Genomic DNA, 7,089 nt, shown 5'->3' with positions numbered 1-7,089 from the left:
GTATTCTTTAACATAGCCAAAATAAAAAATCACCGCCGTTTTTATCAGCGATGATTCACTCTTTTAAGAAAAAAATAGTAAATAGATGACCCCAATCAGTAAAAATAAGCCACAGAATGCAAGCAGCACTTTAGCTAATTTCTCCACATTCATACTCCCCTTATGAAATACCTGCGCCGATGACAAAAGATAACCCGATCGAAATGACCATAGAGATCAACCCTACTGCACGGTTATCATTTTGAATTTCCTCATCAATTTTAAAGGTAGGTGTTAAAAATTCAAAGATAAAATAACCGGCTAACAGCAGCAAAAAACCATAAATTCCCCAGCCCACCATTGAAAGTAATGAATTATGATTTTCAACTGTGTGTCGAAAGATATTAGCTACTCCAAAAATCTTCCCCCCGGTAGCCATGGCAACGGCCATATTACCTTTTCTAATCTCATCCCAATTTTTATACTTAGTGACCATTTCAAATACCGCTAAAAAAACAATGATACATAAAATGACAACACTATAGTAGGCCGCAATATGAATATACCTGTTTTCCCAAAACTGGTCCATTGCCTTGTCTCCCCGTACCTTATTTAAATTCTACGACAGTCACACCAGAACCGCCTTCACCGGCTTCTCCAAAGCGAATTTTCTTAACTGATCGATGATTCTTTAAATACTCCTGCACGCCTTGTCTTAATGCTCCTGTACCTTTACCATGGATAATGGACACTCGCGGATAGTTGGCAAGCAAAGCATCATCAATGTATTTCTCCACCCTTAACAAAGCGTCTTCATATCTCTCTCCACGCAAATCCAGTTCTAGTTTAACATTAGCATCTCTGCCCCGAACAATTGCAAGTGGTTTCGTCTCAGCCTGCTTTGGTGTAGTAATGTACTCCAAATCTTTTTCCTTTACTTTCATTTTCATAATACCCATTTGAACTTGCCATTCCGAGTCGGAAATTCGTTCCAATAAAGTTCCATTTGAATTAAAGCTTAGAACTTTGACCTCATCTCCTGGCATGAGGATATGCTGTTTCGTTTTCTTTACAGCAGTTTGTTTAGACCTTTTAATAACAGGAGCAGCTTCTTGAAGCCGACGTTTTGCATCGATTAACTCATGCTCTTTCACTTCCGCATGCTTTTCAATCCGCATTTTTCTTAAGTCACGAATAACGCTTTCCGCTTCTTTTTTGGCATCCTCCAAAATGGTTTCTGCTTTTTCAGCTGCTTTTTCGAGCATGTCATCCTTCTTATCATAAAACTCCATCATTTGTTTTTGCAAATCATGATGCAGCTTTTCTGCCTGATTTAAGTAATCACGTGCCTCCTGATATTCGATCTCTGCCTGACGTTTACTTTCTTCAAGCGAGGCGATCATTTGATCGATTTGGTTTGTATCCTCACTTACATGTGAGCGGGCGGCTTCAATGACCCTGTCATTTAAACCCAGCCGTTTAGAAATTTCAAAAGCATTACTTCTTCCAGGGACACCTAATAGCAGTTTATAGGTAGGACTTAATGTTTCTACATCAAACTCTACACTGGCATTTAAAACCCCTTCTCGATTATATCCATATGCTTTTAATTCCGGATAATGAGTCGTAGCCACCACCCTGGCACCCCGTCTGTGGACCTCATCCAAAATGGAAATGGCCAATGCTGCCCCTTCTTGCGGGTCGGTTCCAGCTCCAAGTTCATCAAATAAGACTAAACTATTAAAATCAACCCTTCCCAGAATATCTACAATATTCACCATATGTGAGGAAAAAGTACTTAAGCTTTGTTCAATCGACTGCTCATCACCAATATCTGCATAGATGGCATCAAATACAGCCAACTCTGAACCATCCTGGGCAGGCACCTGCAATCCTGCCTGAGCCATTAACGAACAAAGTCCCAAAGTTTTTAAAGTAACGGTTTTACCGCCAGTATTTGGTCCAGTAATCACAATAGTGGTATAATCTTTCCCGAGCAAAATATCATTTGGTACGACTTCATCGATCGAGATTAATGGATGCCGTGCTTTAAATAACGAAATCCTTCCTTCATGATTCATCGTAGGTTTTGCGGCCTTTATTTTTTTGCCATAACGTGCTTTAGCAAAAATAAAATCTAAATTAGCCATGACATTAACAATCACGGTAAGCTCAGAATCATGCTCTGCAGATCTTGCCGACAGCTCTGTTAAAATCCGCTCAATTTCAAGCTGTTCTTTTACGCGTATATCTTGCAATTGATTGTTCAATTGCACGATGACCTGCGGTTCAATAAATAAAGTTTGACCGGAAGAACTCTGGTCATGAATAATACCGCCATAATGACCGCGATATTCTTGTTTAACCGGAATGACAAAACGGTCATTACGAATGGTAATAATCGCATCTGACAACATTTTCTGTGCACTCGAGGAACGGATCATACTTTCCAATTTTTCACGGACACGTGCTTCATTTGCTCGAAGTTGATGCCGTAATGTCCTCAACGTTTCACTCGCACCATCAAGGACCTCACCACTTTCGTCAATGGCCTGCTTTATAGCATGTTCCAGGTCTGTCAAAGGGATGATTTTAGCGACTTCCTCTGCCAAAATTGGAATTTCCGTTCTGTCCTCAGAAAACTCCTCGATAAATCGCTTCATTTGCCTGCTTGCATGGATAATGCTAGCGATTTGGACAAGCTCATGTGGACTTAAGACACCACCGATCACAGATCGTTTAATATGGGCTCTAATATCGTAAATACCTGCTAACGGGATATGGCCTTTTACACGTAAAACAGTGGCTGCCTCATCAGTTTCGTCCTGAAGCTTTACCACCTCTTCAAAATCTATAGACGGGACAAGATGCTTGATCTTGTCTTTTCCAAGTGTTGAAGAAGCATGCTCAAGTAGCTGCTCCCTTACTTTCGTGAATTCTAATACTTTAAAAACTCGTTCTTGCATGAGGTTTAACCCCCCTTTAATTTCGATTATGAAAGAGAACTCGCCGACTGGCGAGCCTAAAAGGCACAGACCTAGTTGACTTATGCTTGGTAGAAGTGTTTATACCTTCCTATTGGTCAAAAAATTCAGCAAATCATTCTTATCTAGTGCATTTAGAACGGAAGCTTTTTTGATCCAACCCTTTTTTGCTACGGATACGCCAATTTCCATGTGGGATAATGTATCCAGCATATGAGCATCCGTATTGATTAAAATTTTTACTCCGGCTTCCTGAGCCATTCTTAAATACTCCGGCTTGAGATCCAGTCTGTTTGGATTAGAGTTTAATTCCAATGCAGTATTGGTTTCTTTTGCCAGTTGAATTAGTTCTTCAATATCTATTTCATAGCCTTCCCGTTTACCAATTTTTCTGCCGGTAGGGTGGGCAATTAAGTCAACATGTGCATTCGTAAGCGCTATTTTTAAACGTTCCATGATTTTTTTCTTTGGCTGAGAAAATGCTGAATGAATCGAGGCAATGACAAAATCCATCTCCTTTAATAAATCATCCTCGAAATCTAAAGTGCCATCCGGTAAAATATCCATTTCAATACCGGACAAAATGAGAAAATCATCATATTTTTTGTTCAATTTTTTTATTTCTTCCATCTGTTTTAACAGCCGTTCACGGTTTAATCCGTTTGCCACCTTTAAATACTGCGAATGATCGGTAATGGCCATATATTGATAACCTCTGGCCCTACAAGCCTCGGCCATTTCTTCAATCGTATTGGCCCCATCGCTCCAGGTTGAGTGCATATGGAGATCGCCTTTTATGTCATCCAGTTCAATTAAATCCTCATTTGCAGAAAAAGTGTCGACTTCCTTGCCGTCTTCCCTAATCTCAGGTGGTATAAACGGAAGATCAAAATGCTTGAAAAATTCAGCTTCGGACGTAAATGTCAATATTTCCCCAGTCTCAACGTTTTCTACACCATATTCACTGATTTTTTCTCCACGTTCCTTAGCAAGCTGCCTCATCCGGACATTATGGTCCTTTGACCCGGTAAAATGGTGAAGAGTCGTAATGAATTCTTTTGGCTTTACTAAGCGAAAATCAACGGAAATATCCAGATCAAATTCAAAGGTTAGAGAAACCTTGGTGTCCCCCGCACCGATAATTTCCTTGATATTGGGCAATTTTAACAATCCTGCACGAACTTCTTCAGGATGTTCAGTTGCAATTATAAAATCAAGATCTTTAATAGTCTCACGCATTCTTCTCAGACTGCCTGCCCTAGAAAACCGGTCAATATACCGAATTTCAGTTAGTCTTGCTTCGATTAATTCTGCAATCGGGAGCATAAAAGCCAGTGGCAAACGTTCTGGTCTGGAACCTACATTGGCAATGGCATTTAAAATTTTCTCTTCTGTTTTTTTTCCAAAACCGGCCAATGCCTGAACTTTTCCAGCTTGGCAGGCAGCCTTTAGACTTGATACATCCGTAATTCCAATTTCTTGGTAAAGCTTAGCGATTTTTTTACCGCCAAGCCCCTGAATTTGCAACAGCGGAATCAAACCGGCCGGAACCTCTTTTTTTAACTCCAGTAAAACAGAGGATGAGCCTTCTGTTATGTATTCTTCAATCACGGCAGCTGTGCCTTTTCCTATGCCTGGAATCGATGTAAAATCCTCTATTTCAGATAAACTACGTTCGTCTGTTTCCAGAGCGTTTGCAGCCTTGCGGAAAGCAGAAACCTTAAAGGTGTTCTCCCCTTTTAATTCCATATAAATCGCAATCGTTTCCAATAGTCGAACTATTTCCTTTTTATTCACTTTCATTCCAATCACCTGCCTAAACATTAGCACAATATCATTTTAACCTTTTTTACCTAAAATAAGAAAACTTCTCTTTCCACAGAGAAGTTTTCTTCCAATTACATACTTTTAAATTGCTGTGAAAGAATCGGTGTGTGATTGACAATTGACTTAGCCAGAGCAGAATGGTTCAAAGGATTTTGCAAAACATCCATTGGAATTAAGGCAGCAATGTATAATAAAATAAATATCACTAAATACACTTCCATAAAACCTAGTAATCCACCAGCCCAAATATTTAGTTGTTTTAAGATTGGCAAATGAGCAATAAAATCTAGCATAGACCCGATGATTTGCAGCAAAATCTTCACTGCGAAGAAGATGATCACAAACGCAATCGCCCGGTAAAAAGCTGTCTCTACATTGCTCGAGTCAGTAATTACTTTTAAAACTGTACCCTCCCCCAAGTTGGGATAAGGAATCCACAGGGTTAGCTTCGGGGCTAATTCTTGATAGTAGGCAAATGCAACTATATATGCAATAATAAATCCAGTTAAGTGCACAAGCTGCAAGATAAAGCCCCGTTTAAGACCCACAAAAAAACCGATAATGAGAATAAGAATAATGGCAATATCCAACATTACTATTTAGTCCTTTACTTTTTCTAGTTCATTCTTTATTTGTTCCAATTCGTCCTTCATTTTGATATAGTCATTGACTGCATTCACTGCAGTTAGAACAGCAAGTTTGTTAACATCTAGCGAAGGATTCTTAGAACTGATTTCGCGCATTTTATCGTCGACCAATGATGCAACCAGCCGGATATGACCTGGATTCTCAGTACCTAAAATGACATATTGCTGTCCGTATATATCAACGGTAATTTTATTTTTGTTTTTACTAGACAATGTAAATGCCCCTTTCAAGAATCCTACACTATATCATAACATGAACGGATATAAGTCGAAAAGTCAAACAAATTAGCGAAGTAACTATTTATTAGAAATGTGGTGCATGGAAATTGGGAAATATTGTGTTGCAATTGGATATGGGTACGATTATGAAAATGAGAGACTACTACAATGAAAACTTGGCAGAAAAACTACCCCAAGGAAGCGTGTTCTCCGCCAAAACTGGTTCTTGCACAGTTACAGCCTATAAATCCGGAAAGGTTCTTTTTCAAGGGAATAGTTGTGAAAATGAGGCTGGAAAATGGGGCACTGCTGCTGCCGCGAAACCACGTGTTGCAAAATCTACATCCTCTGCTGGAAATTTACCAGCTGGGTTTAGTCAGATGTCAGTGATTGGCTCAGATGAAGTTGGAACTGGAGACTACTTTGGCCCGATTACCGTCGTGGCAGCCTATGCAAAAAAAGAAGATATCCCGTTGCTGCAAGAATTAGGTGTGCGAGATTCCAAAGATTTAAACGATGAAAAAATTATAGAAATTGCCAAAGTCATTAAGAATATCGTGCCTTTTAGCTTGATGACTCTGAGGAATGATAAATATAATCAGGTACAAAGTGCCGGCTGGTCCCAGGGAAAAATGAAAGCTGTTCTCCATAATCAGGCAATAGTAAATGTGTTGGAAAAAATAGCACCAGCCAAACCGGAAGCGATTCTGATTGATCAGTTCGTCCAGTCAAGTACGTATTTTCAACATCTAAAAGGACAAAAAGCTATTGCTAGGGAGAATGTTTATTTCAGTACGAAGGCAGAGGGAGTTCATCTATCTGTTGCAGCTGCTAGTATTCTGGCTCGATATGCATTTATCCAGTACATTGATAAATTGAGTGTAGCTGCTGGATTTACGATTCCCAAAGGCGCTGGTAAACATGTTGATGAAGCTGCCGCCAAGCTTATTTTGAAAAAGGGTCAAGAGACATTGCCTACTTTTGTGAAGATGCACTTCGCCAATACGGATAAGGCGCTGCAGATTGTGAAGAAAAAACGTTCTTAGGAGGATTTTTTGTGGCCAGACGGTTAAGTGATGAAGAGATTGTCTCAGCAGTAGCTCAATTGCCTGGATGGAAATTGGACGGGAAATTTATCGTAAAGAAGTACCGTTTTCGTGAATTTTTAAAGGGAGTAGCCTTTGTGAATGAAATTGCCCAGCTTTCCGAGGAGAAAAATCATCATCCATTTATTTCTATTGATTATAAGTTGGTTTCTTTACGATTGACGTCTTGGAACTCGGGCGGGTTAACGGATTTGGATGTGGCTCTGGCGGGGGATTATGATAGGATTTATGAGAAGTATTAGGGATAATTTGGGAGAGGTTCGCCATTGGCGGCCTTTTTTATTTTGTTTGTTGGAGACTTACTCCAAAAGGGCTTATTGGCGACAT

At 39.7% G+C, this 7,089-nt stretch carries 7 protein-coding genes; 2 read left to right on the top strand and 5 right to left on the bottom strand.

What is annotated here, in order from left to right; all coding sequences use genetic code 11:
* Positions 1-160 precede the first annotated feature (160 nt).
* From V7083_RS02215 to zapA, 5 genes are all read right to left on the bottom strand, one after another.
* A complete protein-coding gene (locus V7083_RS02215; RefSeq protein WP_335474916.1) occupies positions 161-568 on the bottom strand; it encodes a DUF350 domain-containing protein in 408 nt (135 codons plus the stop codon).
* 19 nt (positions 569-587) lie between these two features.
* Entirely contained in the window at positions 588-2,945 is a 2,358-nt protein-coding gene (locus tag V7083_RS02210) for an endonuclease MutS2 (protein ID WP_335474914.1), read from the bottom strand.
* 99 nt (positions 2,946-3,044) lie between these two features.
* Complete coding sequence (gene polX / locus V7083_RS02205; RefSeq protein WP_335474912.1) at positions 3,045-4,766, bottom strand: DNA polymerase/3'-5' exonuclease PolX; 1,722 nt, start codon at positions 4,764-4,766, stop codon at positions 3,045-3,047.
* 95 nt (positions 4,767-4,861) lie between these two features.
* Positions 4,862-5,383 (bottom strand): CvpA family protein, encoded by a 522-nt coding sequence (locus tag V7083_RS02200; protein ID WP_335474910.1) that lies wholly within the window; start codon positions 5,381-5,383, stop codon positions 4,862-4,864.
* A gap of 6 nt (positions 5,384-5,389) precedes the next feature.
* Positions 5,390-5,650, bottom strand: coding sequence for a cell division protein ZapA (gene zapA, locus V7083_RS02195; RefSeq protein ID WP_335474908.1), 261 nt, complete (start codon positions 5,648-5,650; stop codon positions 5,390-5,392).
* Between the two features lie 113 nt (positions 5,651-5,763).
* On the opposite strand from zapA, the gene rnhC reads away from it, so the two are divergent.
* Together rnhC and V7083_RS02185 are read left to right on the top strand one after the other, a co-directional pair.
* Positions 5,764-6,702, top strand: coding sequence for a ribonuclease HIII (rnhC, locus tag V7083_RS02190; RefSeq protein ID WP_335474906.1), 939 nt, complete (start codon positions 5,764-5,766; stop codon positions 6,700-6,702).
* Positions 6,703-6,713: 11 nt separating this feature from the next.
* Positions 6,714-7,004 carry a 4a-hydroxytetrahydrobiopterin dehydratase gene (locus tag V7083_RS02185; RefSeq protein WP_335474904.1) on the top strand — a complete coding sequence of 97 codons (291 nt, stop codon included), beginning with the start codon at positions 6,714-6,716 and terminating at the stop codon, positions 7,002-7,004.
* Positions 7,005-7,089 lie beyond the last annotated feature (85 nt).

Source organism: Bacillus sp. JJ1764 (assembly GCF_036962145.1).
GTDB lineage: Bacteria > Bacillota > Bacilli > Bacillales > Cytobacillaceae > Neobacillus.
Note: the sequence above shows the minus strand (reverse complement) of the source record. Positions and strands in the feature narration are given on the sequence as shown.